This is a genomic window from Pseudomonas bharatica CSV86, from assembly GCF_000319305.2.
GTDB classification, from domain to species: Bacteria; Pseudomonadota; Gammaproteobacteria; order Pseudomonadales; family Pseudomonadaceae; genus Aquipseudomonas; species Aquipseudomonas bharatica.
The window spans coordinates 1,342,910-1,363,146 of the sequence record NZ_AMWJ02000001.1; the positions used below are offsets into that span (position 1 = coordinate 1,342,910).

Consider the following 20,237-nt stretch of genomic DNA (forward strand, 5'->3'; position numbering starts at 1 on the left):
CTCCCACAGGCACTGCACAGACCTGACCCTGTGGGAGCTGGCTTGCCAGCGATAGGGCCATCAGCCTTTCACACCTGCCCCCGGCAGTGCATCACCAGCCGGGCCCCGCCGAGGTCGCTTTCCCCCACCTCCAGCCCGAACCCGTGCAGATCGACGATCGCCGCGACGATCGACAGTCCCAGCCCGAACCCCGCATGCTTGTGGCCTTCCTCGCTACGATAGAAGCGCTTCAACACCGTCTCGCGCTCCTCTGCCGGAATTCCCGGCCCGCTGTCTTCTACCGCGATATGCACGCCGTCGTCATCGCTGCTGGCGCTGATTCGCACTTGGCCGCCGGCGGGGGTGAACTTCATCGCGTTACCCACCAGGTTGGCCAGGGCCTCGAACAGCAATTCGTGGTCGCCGAACAGCGGCGGCAGCGCCTCCGGCATCTTCAGCGCAAGGGCAATTTCGCCGTCTTCGGCAAGCGGCAGGTAGAAGTCATGCAGTTCTGCCAGTAACGCCCCGGTCTCCAGTTCGACGAAGCCTGCGCGGCGCTGGCGGTCCTCCAGCTCACTGATGCGCAGCAAGCCGCGGAAGCGCGCCATCAGGGTGTCGGTCTCGGCGATCGCCTGCTCCATCGCTTCGGCCTGGCGCTCGTCCCCGGCTTGCTGGCGGATCCGGTACAGCTGGGCACGCAAGCGGGTCAGCGGCGTGCGCAGGTCGTGGGCGATGTTGTCGCAGACGCCCTTGACCTCATGCATCAGCCGCTCGATGCGGTCGAGCATGGCGTTGACGATGGCCGCCAGCATGTCCAGCTCGTCACGCCGCTGCGACAGCGGCAGGCGCCGGGTCAGGTCGCCGGCGACGATCTGCTCGGCGGTGGCCTGGATCGCGCGGATGCGCTTGAGCGGCCGGCGCCGCAGCCAGTACCAGCCGGCAATGCCAGGAATGATGGTCAGTGAAAGTCCCCAGAGCAGGGCATGCAGGATGATCCGGGTGACCACGAACAGCGAGCCGTTGTCGCGCACCAGTACCAGCCAGCGCCCGTCCGGTACCTTCAGCGCTACGCCGTCGCAACTGTCGGCAGGCAGGCGCGGGTCGTCGGCGTCGAGACAGCGCTTGAGCTCGTGGATCCGCCCGTCGAGGCCGAGCCCCGCGGGCATCTGGCGGATCTGGCCGCCAAGCGGGTTGAATTGCGCGTCGAACAGGCCGTAGGCGTCGAAACTGCGTTCCTCGAAGGCCTGGCTGGCGATCAGCGCATCGTCCAGTTGCTTGCCGCTCATATGGGCAAACAGGTGCTGGCGCTGGGTCAGGGAATGCCGGGTCAGCTTGTTCAGATAGCTGGACACTTCGAAGTACAGCACCCCCATGAGGATGCTGCTCCAGGCCACGAACAGGAAGCTGTACAGCGCCAGCAAACGGCTGGTGGACGAACTCCAGCCCTTATGCGGGTTCGGCAATGGCATAGCCGGAGCCTCGCACGGTGCGAATCAGCGGCGTCTGGCCGGGCGCATCGATCTTCTTTCGCAGGCGGCCGATATGCACATCGATCAGGTTGGTCCCGGGGTCGAAGTGATACCCCCAGACTTCCTCGAAGATCATCATCCGGGTAATCACCTGCCCGGCATGACGCATGAGGAATTCCAGCAGCTTGTACTCGGTGGGCAGCAGGTTCAGGGCCTGCTCGCCGCGTCGGGCCTCATGGCTGATAAGGTCCAGCTCCAGGTCAGCGACCTGCAGGCGGGTCTGGGTCATGGGCACGCTGTTGCGCCGCAGCAGTACCTCGACCCGGGCGGCCATTTCGTCGGAGGCGAAGGGCTTGGTCAGGTAGTCGTCACCCCCTGCGCGCAGGCCGCGCACCCGTTCGTCCACATCGGAGAGGGCACTGATCATCAGGATTGGCGTGGTGATCTTGAGGTTGCGCAGGGTGGTGACGATGGTCAGGCCATCGACTTCCGGCAGCATGCGGTCGACCGTGATCAGGTCGTAGCCGCCGGCGATGGCGCGGGCCAGGCCTTCGCGGCCGTTGTCGACCCACTCGACCTCGAGGCCATGGCTGGAAAGTTCGGCGACGATCTCCTGGCCGGTGACGGCATCGTCTTCGATAGTCAGTACGCGGGGCATGCTTTTACCTGGGCGGCGGTTGGAAACTGGATTGTGCCAAAGAATAGGCAAGGCCCGGGTTAAAGGAAATTTATGTTTGGAAGGGATTCAAGCTCCAAGCTGTAAGAGAAAAGCGGACGCGGGGCACCGGTTTTTTCTTGCAGCTTGGAGCTTGTGGCTTGCAGCTTTAGAGAGCGACCTTGACGATCCAGCCAGCCGGGCCTTCCACGTCACCGCTCTGGATGCCGGTCAGTTCGGCATAGAGCTTCTTGGTGATCGGGCCGACTTCGGTCTCGCTGTGGAACACATGCAGCTTGCCGTTGTACTGGATGCCGCCGATCGGGGTGATCACGGCAGCGGTACCGCAGGCGCCGGCTTCCTTGAACTTGCCGATCTCGTCGATCAGCACGTCGCCTTCGATCACTTTCAGGCCCAGGCGCGAGGCGGCCAGCTCCATCAGCGACAGGCGGGTGATACCCGGCAGCACGGAGGCGGATTTAGGGGTGATGAATTCGTTGTCGGCAGTGATGCCGAAGAAGTTGGCCGAACCCACTTCCTCGATCTTGCTGTGGGTCAGCGGGTCGAGGTAGATGGCGTCGGCGAAGCCTTGTTTCTTGGCTTCGGCGCCCGGCATCAGGCTGGCCGCGTAGTTGCCGCCGACCTTGGCCGCGCCGGTGCCTTGCGGGGCGGCACGGTCGTAGCCGGAGATGATGAAGTTGTGCGGGGTCATGCCGCCCTTGAAGTAGGAACCGACCGGGATGGCGAACACCGAGAAGATGAACTCCGGCGCGGTGCGCACGCCAACGTTGTCACCCACGCCGATCACGAACGGACGCAGGTACAGGGCACCCTTGCCATATGGCGGGACAAAGCGTTCGTTGGCCTTGACCACCTGCTTGCAGGCCTCGATGAAAACGTCGGTCGGCACTTGCGGCATCAGCAGGCGGGCGCAGCTGCGGGCCATGCGCGCGGCGTTCTGGTCTGGGCGGAACAGGTTGATCGAACCGTCCTGGCAACGGTAGGCCTTGAGGCCTTCGAAGCATTGCTGGCCGTAGTGCAGGGCAGTGGAGCCTTCGCTGATGTGCAGGACGTTGTCTTCGGTCAGGGTGCCCGCGTCCCACGCGCCGTCGCGCCATACGGAGAGGTAGCGCTTGTCGGTCTTGATGTAGTCGAAGCCCAGCTTGTCCCAGTTAATGCTTTCGTTGCTCATGGCACCCTCGATCTGTTGGCAAAGGCCTGTACGTCAGGCCGCGCTTCGCGCGCAAGGCGGTCACGATAATACATCCCGTGCAGATCGGAAACGCCTGTCGGCAGATTCGCCGGGACAATTCGTCGTCCATCCGGATCAGCCGACCTGCGGTCGGATTTTCCCGCCGGGGTGGTAGATAGGCGTTTTTCAGGTTCGAAGTTCTGATCGGAGTCGCGTCTGTCCCATAAGTAATTTGCCGTTTTTAAAAGCCCGGCCCGCCTTTAGCCTGAACGCCCCATTCAAGGACGAGAGGGCTCGACATGAGCGAGAAACCCGAACCCGATATTCACTACCGGACCGTCAGCCAGCGTGTCGCCCCCGATCTGCTCGCGCGCAGCACGCAGGAGCGCCAGGCCCTGCGTGCCCGTCCGCCGCAGCCCATGCCGTGGCTGGCAGCGGCCGGCGCGACCCGCCCCGACCTCCTGGACGCCTTGCGCAGGGAATACCCCCGGCATCGGCAGTTGGCCGAAGCGGTCGACGGCTGGCTCAAGCCGCTTCCAGACGCTCAAACCTTCGCCGAACCGCTGTTGCGCGACGCGCTGCAAAAGACCTTCGGCATGGACCTGGACGTGCGTCATACCTTTCTGTTCAACGCAGCCAGGGCGCGGGTCGCCGAAGCGCATCTGAAAGGCAGCGATCCTGTGGTCAAGGCATTCCAGGTGGTCAAGGCCGCGACCCGGACCCTGCTGCAGGCGGCGCTGCAGAATTTCGAAGCCTACGAGGCCGAGGCAGGCGGCATGCAGGACGAGCGTCGCCCGTCGATGATATTCACCAGCGAAACCGGGCAACCCCTGGAGCCGGGCCGCCAGCTCGATCTGGTGCCCGAGCGCTTTGCCGCCCTGTGTCGCACCCTGGACCTGGGTGGACGCTACCAGCGCCTGATCGCCGCCACCTTCGAGCCCTCCGCGCAACCCTGGGAGACTGCCGAAGTGGCGAAGATCCGGCGTCGGTCCGGGTTCAAGGCCCTCGAACAATCGGCTTTCCGCCTTAACCTGCACCTGGCGTACCTGCAGGGCTGGATCGGCCAGGGTCTGTATGACGACCTGCTGGAAGTGGCGAAGAACGGCAGGGCCGGGTCGACCCTGGGCCGCGCGATGCTGCGGCTGTGGGAGGTGGAGCTCAATGGCATCGTGGTGTTCTTCCGGCCGCGGCCACCCGAGGAATCGATACGGGAGTTGCTGGTGTACCTGCCCGACGAGCCGAACCAGCCGCTGCGGGAGTTCCGGTCCATCCCCGCGTTCAACCGCTGGCTGGGCGGGCAGTTGCGCGATACGCAATGGCGCAAATACTTCCTGCGCTTCATCCCGGCCCGACAGCGTGAATCGCTGCAGCAACGGATCCACCGTACCCTGAACCCGAAGGTCTGGAACCCGGGCGGCTGGTACGAAGAGCGCGCGGACCCCAAGGCCGTGCTCCACCTGGGCAAGCGCGACTTTTCCGCACCGCTGTTCAATGCTTTGTTGCAGCGCAAGATCGCCGTGCTCAAGGATGACGGGTTGTTCCATGCCGTGCCCACCGCCGTCGAAAATCACAAGTCGGCGCAGGCGAAGATCGATTACTGGCTGGGCCTGGGCTTCGATGCGCTGAACCTGGCGGCCTTCGTCGTTCCCGGGCTGGGGGAGGTGATGCTTGCGGTCAACGTGGCCATGCTCGGCTATGAGGTCTATGAAGGCTTCGACAGCCTGACCAAGGGCGAGCGCGAGCAGGCCTGGAACTACTTTCTGGATGTTGCGGAAAACCTCGCGGTGATGGCTGCACTGGGAGCGGCCGGAGCGGCGGCGCATCGCTTCACCGGCAACCTGCCGCTGGCGGTGCGCAGCATGCGCCCGGTTCGTCTGGCCGACGGCAGCGTGCGCCTGTGGAAGCCGGACCTGGCGCCGTTCGCCTACGATATCGAGTTGCCCGCAGGACTCGAGCCTGACGAAAACGGACTGTATGCCTACCAGGGCCGCGAATGGCTGGCGCTGGACGGACGCTACTATTCGGTCCGCACGCTGCTGGGCACGGAGCAGGGTTTTCGCCTGGAGCACCCGGACCGGCCCTGGGCCTACGAGCCGACGCTGCGCCACAACGGCAATGGCGGTTGGTTGCACGAGTTGGATACACCGGAACAATGGCGGGGCATGGAGCTGTTCGGTCGCCAGGGACACCGTGAAGCCCGGGTCAGCGAGGCCATGGCGCAGCGCGCGATGCGCATCAGCGGCATCTCCGAGGCGCAGTTGCGCCATACCCTGGTGAACAGCCACCGCCCTCCGGCCCTGTTGACCGACACCCTGCGTCGCCTGTCCCTGGCCGAGACCCTGGAGCAGGCAGGCAACCTGGACGCCAACGCCTTCAAGGCCGGCTACATAGCGCAGTTGCCGCGCCTGTCCGTGCAAGGGCAGGTGTTGCAGCGCCAGTTCCCCGGGCTGCCCAATGGCCTGGTCGAGGAAATTCTCGCTTCGGCGAATGAACACGAGCTCAGCGAAATGGCCGCAGGCGGCCGCGTGTCCCTGCGCGTTGCCGAGGAAGCGCGGCGTTATCTGGAGCAGGTGCGCATTGCCCGGGCCTGTGAAGGGCTGTATTTCGATTACCCGGTCAGTGTCGATGCTGCCCGCCTGATGTTCCATGGCCTGGAAGGCTTGCCGAACTGGCCCAAGGGGGTGCGCATGGCCCTGGTCGAGGCTTCGCCTGGTAGCGAGCCGATCGCCACGATCGGTAGCGGCGACGAAGGAGTTGTCACGGTGGTCTTGCGCAGGGGTTCACCCTTGGCGTTTTGCCAGGCCCTGTTCGATGCCATCCCGCCCGTGCAGCGCACCGGCCTGGCACTCGACGACGCCGCCGCGCTGCGGCGCATGTTTCAGGAGCAACCGCTCGCGCCTCGCCAGCGACTACGTCAATGGCTCGGCATGCAGGTGCTGCGGCCAGGCTTCCGCTCGCCCCTGCGCCTGGCAGACGGACGTCTCGGTTATCCGCTCAGTGGCCGCGGCCAGGGCTTCTTCACCGAGGATGAGCTGCTCGACAAACTGCGCCTGCTGGAGCTGGACGACCTCTATCCGGAGGACGCGCTGTGGGCTCTGTATCGCAGCGGTCTCGACCGCAATGCGATCGACCTGCGCCTGAATCGCGCACTCGATGAGATGCAGGCCTTGCGTCAGCACCTGGATCGCTGGGTAATGGATTCGGCCCGCGAAGTCCTCAGCCACACCCGTCAGCGCAGCCGTGAGCGGATCGGCAACGGTTTATGGGACCATTGGCGGCGCAACACCCTGCCCGAACTCGGTCGTCCCGCCGCGCCGCTGGTGTTTTGGCAGGTCCAGCTGGCGGACCTGCCGGTGGGATTGCCGTCGTTCTTCCGCGAGCGGGTCGGCGCGGTGCTTCTGGACGAAGTGATCCTGCGCGAGGGCGAGGGCTTCCAGCAGGTCATCGGCGCGGACGCCTTGCTGGCGTTCGCCGAAGAGTTTCCCCGGCTGCGTTCTCTCGATATCCGTGCCGGGGCCTGGGAGCCGGGGTTGGCACAAACGGTGGCCCGCGCCTGGCCGGAGCTCGGCGCGCTGGCCCTGCGGGAGATCAGCCATTTACTCAGTCACCCGGACATCCGCGCCCTGGCCGGCCTGCCGCGCCTGCGCTGGCTGGAGCTGCGTGGCAGTCGTCTACTGGACCTGCCGGTCTCGGCGCTCAATGGCATGCAGCTCGATTACCTCGGCCTCGACTGGCTCGACCTGCGGACCTGGCCGCATTGGCTGGATACCCTGGCGCTGGAACGGATCGGCTCGCTGTCGCTGGTCGGTAACCGCCTGACCGAGGTGCCGCGGCTGATCCTCGAGGACCCCGAGCCGGCCGTGCGTACCCTGCGTATTGCCGCCCGGGGCAACCAGTTCGGCTACCAGGCCTGCTTCGACATGGTCATGGCCGAGCGTTTCCACGGCCGCTACAGCTTCGACCTAGGCCTGTCCCCGGCGATGGCCGACGAGCTTAACCGTCGAGTCCAGGAGCGCGCCCAGTTGCAGGACCTGCTGGAGGCCTGGGTCAATGCGGACCAGGCCGATGTGCCGCTGACCCCGGAGCACCGGGCTTATCGCCACCGCATCGCCGGCGTTCTGCTCGAATACTGGCGCGACACCTTGCGTGGCCTGGGGGCGGCGCGCCTGAATCTGGTGGACGTGGTGCTGACGGACTTCCCGGAGGCGCTTCCAGCATTTCTGACCGCGCGCATCGATCGACTCGACCTGACCCGCTTCGATGCCGAGCCGGCGGTACTGGAGCGCTTCGTCATGCAGTTCCCGCAGTTGGCCGAACTGTCCTTGGTGGGCGGTTCGCCGGCGATGGTGGCGGTGCCCGGGTTTCTGACCCGGCTGCCCCAACTGCGCGAGCTGGCACTGGTACGGGTGGGCATGACCATCGACCAGGCGGCCATGGAGGTGTTCGCCCGCATGCCGGTGCTGTCATCGCTGCAGCTGGATGGCAACCGCCTCGGCCAGATCAATGATGTGTCGATGTTCGACCAGCGCTTCTTCGGCTATCTCGGGTTGGCCCAGATGGACATCGCGGTCTGGCCCGCCTGGCTCAATTCCCTTCTGCCCCATGGCATCGAACTGCTGGGGCTGGATGACAACCTGCTGACCGAGCTGCCCGAGCAACTGCTGGAGAACCGTCGCACCGAGGCCGGGGTGGTGGAAATCTCGCTGCATAACAACCCGCTGACCCGCGCCACCTTGATCCGCGCCCACACATCGCAACATTTCAGCCGCCCATACACCTTCACCCTGGACCTGCCCGAAGACATCGCGGCGATGCCGCGGGAGGTACATGAGTCCGATTCCGACGATTCGGGTTCTCCGGGCACCGAGGACACCTGGATGTCGGACGACGACCCTGCCGCCACCTGGGAGACCGGTGATGTCGCCGACGACGCCCGGCATGAACTGCTCTGGGCCGGTTTGTCCGCCCGGGGCGATGCCGGCGCGCTGCTGGCCCTGGTGTCGCGTTTGCGCCATAGCGCCGACTACCGGACCGCCAGCACGCGCATGGAACTGGTGGAGCGCGTCTGGACCGTGCTCGAGGCTGCCAACGACGATGCCGAATTGCGCCTGACCCTCAATGGCATGGCCGAGGAACCGGTGGCGCAGGTGCACAACCATGACACTTGCCCCGATGGCATTCGCATGGAGTTCAACCAGATGGAACTGTTGGTGCATACCCGCCAGGCACTGCGCCAGATCCCTGCGCAGAACCGGGGCCGGCGCTGTTTCGCCTGATGCGCGGGAATTTCCGTGCGCAGCGGCTGGACAGCATCGCCCGCGAGCGCGCCAACGGCCGCGACGAAGCCGAGGTGCGCCTGGCCTATCGCCTGCGCTGGGCCGAGCAGCTCGAACTGCCGCTGCCGCCCCGCGGCATGCTGTATCGACGGGTGGCCGATATTGCCCCGGGCGAGCTTGACCAGGCACTGATCCAGTTGCAACTGGAAGAAGCCGGAGCCGGATTGCAGCGCTTCGCGGCGCAGTGCGATTTCTGGGTGGCCTATCTGCGAGAGGCTTTCGCCGAACGCTTCAAGGCGCTCAAGGACGCCTACGAGGCGGCGGTGCTCGGTACCATCGACGTCTACCCCAATGACACCGCGGAACAGTCGGCCGAGCGCATCAGGGCGCTGGAGGACAAGTTCAAGCGTGATGAGCGGGAGTTGTTGGAGCGGCTGACCCTGGAGCAGTCGCTTTCCACGAGCTAAGGCTCGTTTCCGGGCGGGCCCCTGCCGGTCTTTCCGCGGACAGGAGCCTGCCTGGCAACCGACCCGGTCGCCCACCGGGAACCCCGACCCTTTTCAAATTCTCTCGCCCCCTCTTTAGCCTGAACGCCCCATTCAAGGACGAGAGGGCCTGACCATGGCCGCTGTACCCGAAACCGAAACACCCGATGCTCACTACCGGATCGTCAGCCAGCGCATCCCCAAGCGCCTGCTAGACACTCCCGCCGACGTACGCCAGGCCCTGCGCACCAGCGTGCCGCCGCCCATGCCCTGGCTGCAGGACGCCAGTGCCAACCAGCCCGAAGTCACCGCCGCCCTGGTCGAGGAGTATGCGCGGTTCCAGGTGCACGCCAAGGCGGTGCAGGCATTGCTTGCGCAAGTCCCGAGCGCCGAGGCTTTCGCCGAACCGCTGCTGCGCGATGCGCTGAAGACGACCTTCGGGCTGGACCTCGACGTGCACCATACGTTCCTGTTCAACGCCGTGCGGGCGCGCACCGCCGAGACCCACCTGGCCACTGCCGATCCGGTGGTCAGGGCCTTCCAGTCGGTGAAGGCGGCAACCCAGTCGCTGCTGGCGTCTGCCCTGCAGAACTTCGAAGCGTTCGAGGCAGAGGAGGGCGGTATGCAGGTCGATCGGCGGCCCGCCCGTGTGTTCATCAGCGACAGTGGCCAGGTCGCCGAACCGAGCCGCGATGTAGACCTGGTCCCCGAACGCTTCGCCGCCCTGTGCCGCACCCTGGACCTGGGGGCCCGCTACCAGCGTCTGCTGGAGAAGCTGTTCGCCCCTGATCCGGTCCAGGATGAAAGCGCCGAAGCGGCCGCCAGCAATCGCCAGGCCCGCTTCAAGCTGTTCGAACAGTCGGCGTTGCGCCTCAACCTTCATCTGGCCCGCCTGCAAGGGCACATCGACCAGTCCAGCCATGACGCGCTGCTGGAGGTGGCAGGCAACGGCAAGGCCGACAACGGAATCGAGCGCAGCGTGCTGCGCCTCTGGGATGTGGAACTGAGCGGCATCGTGCTGTTCTACCGGCCGGGCTGCCTGGTGGTGTACATGCCGGACGAGCCCCGGCAACCCGTCCAGGCCTTCGTCAACCTCCAGGCTTTCCATGCCTCGCTTCGCGAGCGTTTGAAAGAGCCCGCCTGGCGCAACTACTTCCTGCGTTTCGTCCCGGCCAGGCAACGCGACGCGTTGATGCAGCGCATTCAACGCACCCTGTATCCGAAGGTGTGGAACCCTGGTGGCTGGTACGAACAGCGGTTCGACGGCGAGGCCAAGCTTCACCTCGAACAGCAGGTCTTCAGCGCGCCGCTGCTCAACGTCCTGCTCCAGCGCAAGATGGCGGCCCTCAAGGACGATGGCCTGTTCCACGCGGTCCCCACCGCCGTCGAGGATCATAAGTCGACCCAGGCCAAGATCGATTACTTCCTTTCGGTCGGCTTCAACGTGCTCAACGTCGCGGCTTTCGTGGTGCCGGGGCTGGGCGAGGTGATGTTGGGTGTCAATGCGGCGCTGCTCGGCTACGAGGTCTACGAAGGCTTCGACAGCCTGGCCAAGGGCGAGCGGGAAGAGGCCTGGGGCTACTTCATGGATGTCGGGGAAAACCTGGCACTGATCGCCGCGCTGGGGGCCGCAGGTGCCGTGGCCCATCGATTCAACGGCAGCCTGCCGCTGGCAGTACGCAGCATGCGTCCGGTCACCCTGGCAGATGGCAGCGTGCGCCTGTGGAAGCCCGACCTGGCGCCCTTCGCCTATGAGATCCGCTTGCCGGACGGGCTGCAGCCCGACGCCAATGGCCTGTACAGCTTCCAGGGCCGCCAGTGGCTGACCCTGGAGGGCCGGCATTACTCGGTGCGCACCTTGCTCGGCGAGGAGGGTTACCGGCTGGAACACCCGACCCGCAGTGGCGCCTATGCACCCTCCCTGGACCACAACGGCAACGGCGGCTGGCTGCATGAGCTGGACACACCCGAACAATGGCGTGGCAGCCAGCTGTTCCATCGTCAGGGGCCGCTGGAGGCAAGCGTCTCCGAGGAGATGGGGCGCAATGCCCTGCGCATCAGCGGGGTCAGCGAATCCCAATTGCGCCAGACCCTTGTCGAGCGCCAGCGCCCACCGGCGCTGCTGACCGACACCCTGCGCCGCCTGGTGCTGGCGCAAACCGCCGATGCCGCGACCTTCGCAGCCGATTACCAGGCCTCGCAAGCGCCTCTTTCACTGGCCGGACAAGCCTTGCAGCGCCAGTTCCGCAGCCTGCCGCATCGGGTCATCGAGGAGATCGTCGGGGCCGCGACGGAAACCGAGACCGGCGAAATGACCCGCTCCGGTCGTATTCCCCTGCGCGTCGCCGACGAAGCGCGGATTTTCCAGCAGCAGGTACGTATTGCCCGTGCCTGCGAGGGCCTGTACCTGGACCGGGAAATCAGCCTGGATAGCGCCCGGCTGATGCTGCACAGCCTGGAAACCCTGGCGGGCTGGCCGGAAAAACTGCGCATGGGCCTGTACGACGGCTGGATAGAGGGCCCGCGCCTGACCGGCATCGGCAGTGGCGACGAGCGGGAACTGGCGGTGGTCTGGGACCGGCAGTTGCCCGGGGAATTCTGCCAGGCCCTGTTCGACGCCATTCCTGGTGCCTACCGCGAGCGCCTGGAACTGACCGACGCCGGGTCGCTGTGGCGCCGATTGCAGGCCCAGCGACCGGCGTCGCGCCAACGCCTTCGCCAGTGGCTGGGGCTGCCGGAGGTCAAGCCGGCATTCCGCTCGCCCATGCGTCTGGCGGACGGCCGCGTCGGCCACCCGCTCAGTGGTAATGGCCAGGCGTTCTTCACCGAGGATGAGTTGCTCGACAAGCTGCGCTTGCTGGAACTGGATTACATTCATGCCGAGGATGCCTTGCAGGCCCTGTACCGCAGCGGGCTGGACCGGGCCGCGATCAATACCCGCCTCAACCGCTTGCTGGGCGAGTTGCTGGAACTGCGTCATGCCCTGGACCGCTGGGCCCAGGAGACAGCCCAGGAAAACCTGACCCTGCGGCGTCAACGCAGTCGCGAACGTATCGGCCTGGCCCTATGGGAACACTGGCGCCGCAGCATCCTTCCGGAGTTGGGGCAACCGGCCTCGCGGCTGATCCTGTTCCAGGTGCAACTGGCGGACTTCCCAAGGGAATTGCCTGGGTTCTTCCGTGAGCGGGTGCGTTCGATCCTGCTGGATGAAACGATCTGGCAGGAGGGCGCCAGCTACGCGCGGATCATCAGCGAGCACCAGTTGCAGGGCTTCGCCCGGCACTTTCCCGAACTCACTACCCTTGACATCCGCCGCGGCGAATGGAGTGTCGGCCTGCCGCAAATGCTGGGGCGTGCCTGGCCGCGCCTGGCCTCCCTGGGCCTGCGCGAGACGGGCGTACCCATCGGCCACCAGGATCTCCAGGCAATGGCCGCGCTGCCGCAGTTGCGCTGGCTGGACCTGCGCGGCATGAGCCTGCTGGATATGCCCGATACCGCGCTGGACGGCCTGACCCTGGATTACCTGGGGCTCGACTGGATGAGTCTGCAACGCTGGCCGAACTGGCTGAACAACGCTGCGCTCAGGCGGATCGGCGACCTGTCGCTGCTCGGCAACCGCCTGACCGAACTGCCGTCGGAAATCCTGCGCAATACCGAGACGGTGGAGCGACCGCTGCGCATTGTCCTGCTTGGTAATCGCTTCGGTTTCCAGGCCCTGCTCGACCTGCGCCTGGCCCAGCGCTTCCTTGGTCGCTTCACCTTCGACCTGGGGCTGTCCATGAGCACGGAGTATGAGCTCAACTGGCGTATCCAGGAACGCACCCAACTGTGCGATGCCCTGGAAAGCTGGGCCAACGCCGCCGTCGAGGACAGCGGATCGCGCGCCTCCGCGCAGGCCACCTACCGTCACCGCATCGCCACGGAGCTGCTTAACTACTGGCGCGACAGCCTGAGGACGGACGGCGTGGCCTTGCTGGACCTTGAAGACCTGGACCTCGACGAATTCCCCGAACAGTTGCCCGGCTTCTTCCCGGAGCGTGTCAGGCGCCTGGACCTGACGCGCTTCAGGGGCGAGGCCGCGAGCCTGGAGCGTTTCGTCAGGCGCTTTCCCCAACTGACCGAGCTGTCGCTGATCGACGGCCACACGGCGCTAGGTAGCGTGCCCGAGTTTCTCACCGGCCTCATCCACCTGCGCGAACTGGCCCTGGTGCGCATGGGGCTGGTGGTCGACCAGGCGGCCATGGCAGTGCTGGCGCGCATGCAGGTACTGTCATCGCTGCAGCTCGATGGCAACCTTCTGGGCCCCATCACCGACGTTTCGATGTTTGACCTGCGCTACCTGAACTTCCTTGGGCTGGGCCAGATGGGCATCAGCCAATGGCCCGAATGGCTGACCAGCCTGCTGCCCCATTGCGTGGAACATGTCAACCTGGATGACAACCTGCTTACCGAATTGCCGGACGTGCTGCTGGATAACCACCGCATTAACGACGGAGCAGTGGAAATCACGCTGCACAACAATCCCTTGAGCCGGGAAACCATGATTCGTGCCCATACTTCGCAGCGCTACAACCGGCCGTACTCCTTCACCATGGACCTGCCCGAGGACATCGCCGCGATGCCTGCCGATTCCCATTCCTCCGATTCCGAGGATTCTTTCTCGCCGGACGATTCCAGTCATTCAGAGGAAAGCCCCGCCACCATCTGGCAGACCGGTGATGAGGAGCAGGATGGGCGTAACCAAGCGATCTGGGCAGGATTGCAGGCCGAAGGCGATGCCGGCTCGCTGCTGGGGCTGATCTCGCGGCTGCGCCACAGCGCCGATTATCGAACCCTCGCCACCCGTGGCGAACTGGTGGAGCGGGTGTGGAGGGTGCTGGCTGCGGCGCAGGCCGACAGCGAATTGCGCTTGACCCTCAATGGCATGGCCGAAGAGCCGCTGGTGCAATTGCACCAGCATGACACCTGTCCCGATGGCATCCGCCTGGAGTTCAACCAGATGGAGTTCCAGGTCCATACCCGCCAGGCCCTGCGCGACATACCCGAGAACAACCGGGGCCGGCCCTGTTCCGCCTGATGCTCAGCATTTTCCGCATGCAGACCCTCGACCGCCTGGCCCGCGAGTGGGCAGGGACGCGGGATGAGGCGGAAGTGCGCCTGGCCTATCGTCTGCGCTGGGCAACGCAACTGGACCTGCCCCTGCCGCCCCGGGCATGCTTTACCGCAGCGCGGCGGAGATTGCACCCGGGGAGCTCAACCAGGTGTATACCCGGGTAATTCTGGGGGAAATGGGCCCTGAGTTGCTCCGCTTCGCAGCCCAGTGCGACTTCTGGGTGGCGTACCTGCGCGAAGCCTTCGCCGATCGCTTCACGGCACTCAAGGAAGCCTACGAGGCGTCGGTGCTGGAGGTGACCGACGCCTATCCCGATGAACCCGCCGAGCAGTCGGCGTTACGGATCAAGGCCCTGGAAGACAAGTACAAGGCCGATGAAAAGGCGCTGCTGGAAACCCTGACCTTCGAGCGCTCGTTCCCCCGCACCTGAGTCCAAGCCCAGGGCTGCGGCCCTCACGCCAGCACAAAGCAGTGCCGGCGTGAGGGCCCGCGGCAACGCCACGTCACCGGGAACACCGACCCTTTTCCACGCCATTCGCCCCGCCCTTAGCCTGAACGCCCGATTTCACGGACGAAAAGGCCCGCCATGACCGAACTGACCGCCGCTGCATCCCCCGAAGTCCCCGATATTCATTACCAGACCGTCAGCCAGCGGGTGCCTGGATGGCTGCTGGACAGCACCACGCCACAGCGCGAGGCCCTGCGCGCTGCGCTACCCCGGCCAATGCCCTGGCTGCAGACGGCCAGACGCGAACAACCGCAGGTGATCGCGGCCCTGCACGAGGAGTACCAACGCCATCGATCCCTCGCCACGAAGGTTGAGGGCTTTCTTGCCCAGTTGCCTACGGCCGAGGCATTCGCCGAACCGCTGCTGCGCGAGGCGCTAGGGAAAACCTTCGGCCTCGACCTGGATGTGCATCGCACCTTCCTGTTCAACGCCGTCCGTGCACGGGTCGATGCGCAGCGCCTGAGCAGCGGAGATCCTGTGGCCAATGCGTTTCAGATCGTCAAGGTCGCGACCCAACCCCTGCTTCTGGCGGCGCTGCAGAATTTCGAAGCCTTCGAGGCCGAGACCGACGGCATGCGCGACGAGCGTCGCCGTTCGGCGATCTTCGCCAGCGAGACCGGCAAGGTGCTGGAGCCGACCCGCGACATCGACCTGCTGCCCGAGCGTTTCGCCGCGATGTGCCGCACCCTGGACCTGGGGGGGCGATACCAGCAATTGATCGACTCGATTTTCCGCCCTGTGCCCAGGGCTGGCGAGACCGTGGAAAGCGCAGCGACGGATCGCCAGCTGTGTTTCCGGCAGTTCGAGCAATCGAGCCTGCGCCTGACCCTGCACCTGGCGCGCTTGCGCGCATGGATCGACCAGGCACTCTACGAGGACCTGCTCAAGGTCGCCGACAACGCTCCGGCCAAGGGCGCCAGCGCCCTGTATATCTGGGAGGTGCAGCTCAACGGTATCGTTCTGTTCTCCCGGCCCCAGGGCCTGGTGGTGTACATGCCGGACGAGCCGCGCCAGCCCTTGCAACTGTTCGAGTCGCTGGAGGCATTCCAGGCCTCGCTGCGCGAGCGCTTGAAGGAGCCCGCCTGGCGCCGCTACTTCCTGCGTTTCGTGCCGGCCCGGCAGCGCGGGCACCTGCTGCGGCGAGTCCAGGAGCACCTGTTCCCGAAAGTGTGGAATGCCGGAGGCTGGTACGAGGAGCGCTACGACAGCAGCGCCTCCCTGGGCTTGAGTACGCTGCAGATCACTGTTCCGCTGTTCGATTTCGTCCTGCGCGGCAAGGTCGCCATGCTCAAGGATGACGGTCTGTATCACGCGGTGCCCAGCGCCGCCGAAGACCACAAGTCGCTGGAGGACAAGGTCGCCTACTACCTCGGGCTTGGCCTCGATGTGCTCAATGTCGCCGCGTTCGTGGTCCCTGGCCTGGGCCTGGTGATGCTGGGCGTGAATGCGGCTCTGCTGGCCTACGAGGTGTACGAAGGCTTCGACAGCCTTGCCAAGGGCGATCGCCAGGCGGCCTGGGGGTACTTCATGGATGTCGGGGAGAACCTGGCGATCATGGCCGCGCTCGGGGCCGCCGGCGCTGCGGCGCAACGCTTCACCGGCAATCTGCCGCTGGCGGTACGCAGCATGCGTCCGGTGACCCTTGCCGACGGCAGCCTGCGCTTATGGAAACCGGACCTGGCGCCCTTCGCCTACGACGTCGAGTTGCCCGCCGGCCTGAAGCCCGGGGAGAACGGCCTGTACAACTGGGAAGGGCGGCAATGGCTGAAGCTGGACGGGCGCTATTATTCGGTACGGACCCTGCTGGATAGCGAGACCGGGTTCGTCCTCGAACACCCCGAGCACGCCGATGCCTACCAGCCGCCCGTGCGGCATAACGGCAATGGCGGCTGGCTGCACGAGCTGGACACCCCGGAACAGTGGCGGGGCGAGGAACTGTTCCGTCGAGCCGGGGCGCTCGAGGCCCAGGTATCGACTGAAATGGCCCAGCGCGCCCTGCGCATCAGCGGCGTCAGCGAGGCGCAACTGCGCCAGGCGCTGGTGGAGTGCCGACGCCCCCCGGCGCTGCTCAGCGACACCCTGTATCGCCTGGCCATGGCTGACGTGGTGGGGCGCTTTTCCCTGGGGGATGTCCCCGGCCTGCCCGGGACGATCGAGTCCGAGGTCTTCGTCCAGGGCTATGCCCGCCGGCAAGCCGACCTGTCGCCGGCGGGCAAGGTGCTCGGGCAGCAGTTCGACAGCCTGCCCAAGCGCATCGTCGAGGAAATCGTCGGTGCCGCGACGGCGCAGGAAACCGCGCAGATGACCGAGCAGGCCAAGGTGCCCCTGCGCCTTGCCGAAGAGGCACGTCTCTACCAGCAGCAGGTGCGCATCGCCCGGGCCTGCGAGGCGTTCTACCTTGACGTGGAGGCCAATCCCGACGGTGCCAGTTTGCTGCTCCACGGACTCGCCGGGCTGCCGGGATGGCCGGCAGCGCTGCGCATAGAACTGTACGAAGGTAGCCTGGACGGCCCGCTGCTGGCCTCAATCGGCACGGGAGAAACGCCGCCGATCAAGGTGGTCTGGCAGCGGCAACTGCCCCGCGAGTTCTGCGCAGTGTTGTACGAGGCCCTGCCGGAAACGGCCCGTAGCGGGCTCGACCTGGCCGATGCCGCCGCTCTGCGCAGCAAGCTCCAGGCCCAGCCCCTGGCGCCACGCCAGCGCCTGCGTGAATGGCTTGGCATGCAGCCGATCAAGCCGGGCTTCCGCTCGCCGCTGCGCCTGGCGGACGGGCGCCTCGGCTACCCCTCAGCGGCCGCGGCACGCCGTTCTTCACCGAGGACGAGCTGCTGGACAAGCTGCGCCTGCTGGAGCTGGACGACCTTTATCCGGAGGACGCGCTCCAGGCCCTGTACCGGGCCGGTCTCGACCGCAGCGCCGTGGCCCGGCGCCTGGACACCTTGCTGGACGAGATGCAGGCATTGCGCGAACACCTGGACCATTGGGTCATGGAGTCTGCCGCGCAAGTCATGAGCGAGGCGCGCCAGCGCAGCCGCGAGCGTATCGGCAATGCGCTGTGGGACCATTGGCGGCGCAACATCCTGCCCGAGCTCGGCCGGCCCGCCACTGCGCTGACGCTGTACCAGGTGCAACTGGCGGACCTTCCGGCGCAACTGCCGGCCTTCATGCGTGAACGGGTCACGGCCTTGCTCCTGAGCGAGGTGGTGCAGGGCGAAGGCAGCCCCCAGGCGCCGCTGATCGGCGAGCCGATGCTGCGGAGCCTGGCCCGGCGCTTGCCCAACCTGACCACCCTGGATATTCGCGGCGGCGCATGGCGCGATGGCATGGTGCGAAGCGTGGTTCGCGCCTGGCCACGCCTGCGCGCCCTGGGCTTGCGTGACCAATTGACGATGCTTGGCTACAACGACCTACGCACCCTGGCCAGCCTGCCACAACTGCGCTGGCTCGAACTACGTGGCAGCCGCCTGATCCATACCTCTGTGCCGCTGTTCGAAGGGTTGACACTCGACTACCTGGGGCTGGGCTGGTTGGAGTTGCATGAGTGGCCGCGCTGGCTGAACCGCGAGATGCTGGCCCGTATCGGCGAGGTGTCGCTGGCGGGCAACCACTTGATCGAGGTGCCAGCGGAGATCCTGGAGGAGGTCGGTGCGGCAGGCAGGCCGACGCGAATCCAGTTGCGCGATAACTCACTTGGTTGCCAGGCCCTGCTTGACCTGCGGGTTGCCGAATACTTCCGCGGCCGCTTCACCTTCGACCTGGGGATCTCCCCGGCCCTGACCGAAGAACTGAACCGACGCATCGTCGAGCGCGTGCAGTTGCAGACGGTACTGCAGGCCTGGAGCAACGATCCGGCCCGGACTTCGGCGGCGGATTACCGGCCACGCATCACCCGCCTACTGCTCGGCTACTGGCGCGAAAACCTTTATTCACCCAATGCTGCGTTGCTTTACCTGGAGGACGTGGCGCTGGGTGATTTTCCCGACAACCTGCCCCCTTCATCACCGAACGGGTGCGCCGCCTCGAACTGACCCGCTTCGATGCCAGCGGGCGCAGCCTCGAACAGTTTCTCGGGCAGTTCCCGCAACTGACCGAGCTTTCGCTGGTGGATGGGCGGCCGGCTTTGGCCAGCGTGCCGGAGTTCCTTGCCACCTTGCCCCGGCTGCGCGAGCTGGCGTTGGTGCGCATGGGCCTGACCATCGACCAGACGGCCATCGACACCTTTGCCCGCATGCCTCATCTGTCCTCGCTGCAGCTCGACGGCAACCGCCTCGGTGCGATCCACGATGTCTCGCCGTTCACCGAGCGCTTCTTCGACTACCTCGGCCTGGCAAATATGGGCATCGAGACCTGGCCAGCCTGGCTAAGCGAACTGCTGCCGCGCAATATCGAATTGCTCGGCCTGGATGACAACCAGCTCACCGAACTGCCCCGTCAGATCCTGGAAAACCGCTACGTTGCCGATGGTTCCGTGGATATCTCGCTGCGCAACAACCCCCTGACCCGGGAAACCCTGATCCAGGCCTACACCTCGCAGCATGCCAACCGTCCCTACGCCCTGACCCTGGACCTGCCGGAGGATATCGCGGCACTGGATGCACGCCTGCACTCCTCGGATTCGGAGGGGGGCGGCGTGGAATCGGACGAGCCACTGTCGTCGGAAGACGACCCCGGCATCACCTGGCAGACCGGCGATGCCGAAGCGGACTCGCGCAACCAGTCGACCTGGGCTCGGCTCGCCAGCCAGGGCGATGCCGATGCCTTGCTGCAGTTTGTTGCGCGCCTGCGTCACAGTGCCGATTACCGGGCAGCCATCACCCGTGGCGAGATGATCGCGCGGGTTTGGACGGTACTGGCGGCGGCCGGCGAGGATACCGAGTTGCGCCAGGCCCTCAATGGCATGGCCGAGGAGCCCCTGCGCCAGTTGCATAACCATGACACCTGCCCGGACGGCATCCGCCTGGAGTTCAACCAGATGGAGTTGATGGTCCATGTCCGCCAGGCCGTGCGCGAGGTGCCCGAGGCCAATCGTGGCATGGCGCTGTTTCGCCTGATGCGCGGGATCTTCCGCGCCCAGTCCCTGGATCGCATCGCTCGGGAGCGAGCTGGAACGCGGGACGAAGCAGAGGTACGGCTGGCCTATCGACTGCGTTGGGGCGAGGTGCTCGAGCTGCCGCTGCCGCCGCGGGCGATGCTCTACCGCAGTGAAGCCGAGCTGGTCCCCGGTGAGCTGGAACAGGCCTTGAACCAGGTACTCCAGGAGGAGCGCGGCGCGCAATTGCCGGGTTTCGCGGTGGACTGCGAGTTCTGGACAACCTACTTGCGCGAGACCTATGCCGATCGTTTCAAGGCGCTCAAGACGGCCTACGAGCAGGCGGTGCTGGACGCCACCGACCTCTATCCCGATGACAGCCCCGAGCAATCGGCGGCACGGATTCGTGCCCTGGAGGACAAGTTCAAGCGCGATGAGCGGTCGCTGCTGGAGCGCCTGACTGTCGAGCAGGCCGTGGCCGCCGCATCACAGGGGCAAGCCCTCCCATCCGATCAAGGCGCAAGGTGATCA

8 protein-coding genes and 1 pseudogene are annotated in these 20,237 nt (G+C 65.8%); 6 read left to right on the forward strand and 3 right to left on the reverse strand.

Features of this window, described 5'->3' with window-relative positions:
* Positions 1-68 precede the first annotated feature (68 nt).
* From CSV86_RS05965 to CSV86_RS05975, 3 genes are all read right to left on the reverse strand, one after another.
* Positions 69-1,448 (reverse strand): sensor histidine kinase, encoded by a 1,380-nt coding sequence (locus tag CSV86_RS05965; RefSeq protein WP_037058441.1) that lies wholly within the window; start codon positions 1,446-1,448, stop codon positions 69-71.
* Positions 1,426-2,106, reverse strand: a complete 681-nt coding sequence (locus CSV86_RS05970) for a response regulator transcription factor (RefSeq protein WP_009394551.1) — start codon at positions 2,104-2,106, stop codon at positions 1,426-1,428. Before CSV86_RS05970 ends, CSV86_RS05965 begins: the two co-directional genes overlap by 23 nt.
* 166 nt (positions 2,107-2,272) lie before the next feature.
* Entirely contained in the window at positions 2,273-3,295 is a 1,023-nt protein-coding gene (locus CSV86_RS05975) for a branched-chain amino acid aminotransferase (RefSeq protein ID WP_009394554.1), read from the reverse strand.
* 299 nt (positions 3,296-3,594) lie between these two features.
* Between CSV86_RS05975 and CSV86_RS32975 the strand changes: the two genes are divergently transcribed.
* The 6 genes and pseudogenes from CSV86_RS32975 (at position 3,595) to CSV86_RS31755 (ending at position 20,234) form a co-directional block, all read left to right on the forward strand.
* The gene (locus CSV86_RS32975; RefSeq protein ID WP_376699733.1) at positions 3,595-8,571 is read left to right on the forward strand and encodes a dermonecrotic toxin domain-containing protein; all 4,977 of its coding nucleotides are present in this window, start codon (positions 3,595-3,597) and stop codon (positions 8,569-8,571) included.
* A complete protein-coding gene (locus tag CSV86_RS33275) occupies positions 8,571-9,038 on the forward strand; it encodes an NEL-type E3 ubiquitin ligase domain-containing protein (protein WP_376699734.1) in 468 nt (155 codons plus the stop codon). The genes CSV86_RS32975 and CSV86_RS33275 overlap by 1 nt, the downstream gene beginning before the upstream one ends.
* 283 nt (positions 9,039-9,321) lie before the next feature.
* Positions 9,322-14,599 (forward strand): annotated as a pseudogene (locus tag CSV86_RS32980) (NEL-type E3 ubiquitin ligase domain-containing protein).
* Between the two features lie 156 nt (positions 14,600-14,755).
* A complete protein-coding gene (locus CSV86_RS31745; RefSeq protein ID WP_240160390.1) occupies positions 14,756-17,689 on the forward strand; it encodes a dermonecrotic toxin domain-containing protein in 2,934 nt (977 codons plus the stop codon).
* Positions 17,596-18,705, forward strand: a complete 1,110-nt coding sequence (locus CSV86_RS31750) for a hypothetical protein (RefSeq protein WP_240160391.1) — start codon at positions 17,596-17,598, stop codon at positions 18,703-18,705. Before CSV86_RS31745 ends, CSV86_RS31750 begins: the two co-directional genes overlap by 94 nt.
* Positions 18,687-20,234, forward strand: a complete 1,548-nt coding sequence (locus tag CSV86_RS31755; RefSeq protein ID WP_311985789.1) for an NEL-type E3 ubiquitin ligase domain-containing protein — start codon at positions 18,687-18,689, stop codon at positions 20,232-20,234. The genes CSV86_RS31750 and CSV86_RS31755 overlap by 19 nt, the downstream gene beginning before the upstream one ends.
* The last annotated feature ends 3 nt before the right edge of the window (positions 20,235-20,237 follow it).

Bases quoted from the DNA above. Each gene is read 5' to 3' on its own strand.
- CSV86_RS31745 (WP_240160390.1), top strand. From the start codon at position 14,756: ATGACCGAACTGACCGCCGCTGCATCCCCCGAAGTCCCCGATATTCAT.
- CSV86_RS05975 (WP_009394554.1), bottom strand. From the start codon at position 3,295: ATGAGCAACGAAAGCATTAACTGGGACAAGCTGGGCTTCGACTACATC.
- CSV86_RS05970 (WP_009394551.1), bottom strand. From the start codon at position 2,106: ATGCCCCGCGTACTGACTATCGAAGACGATGCCGTCACCGGCCAGGAG.
- CSV86_RS05965 (WP_037058441.1), bottom strand. From the start codon at position 1,448: ATGCCATTGCCGAACCCGCATAAGGGCTGGAGTTCGTCCACCAGCCGT.
- CSV86_RS33275 (WP_376699734.1), top strand. From the start codon at position 8,571: ATGCGCGGGAATTTCCGTGCGCAGCGGCTGGACAGCATCGCCCGCGAG.
- CSV86_RS32975 (WP_376699733.1), top strand. From the start codon at position 3,595: ATGAGCGAGAAACCCGAACCCGATATTCACTACCGGACCGTCAGCCAG.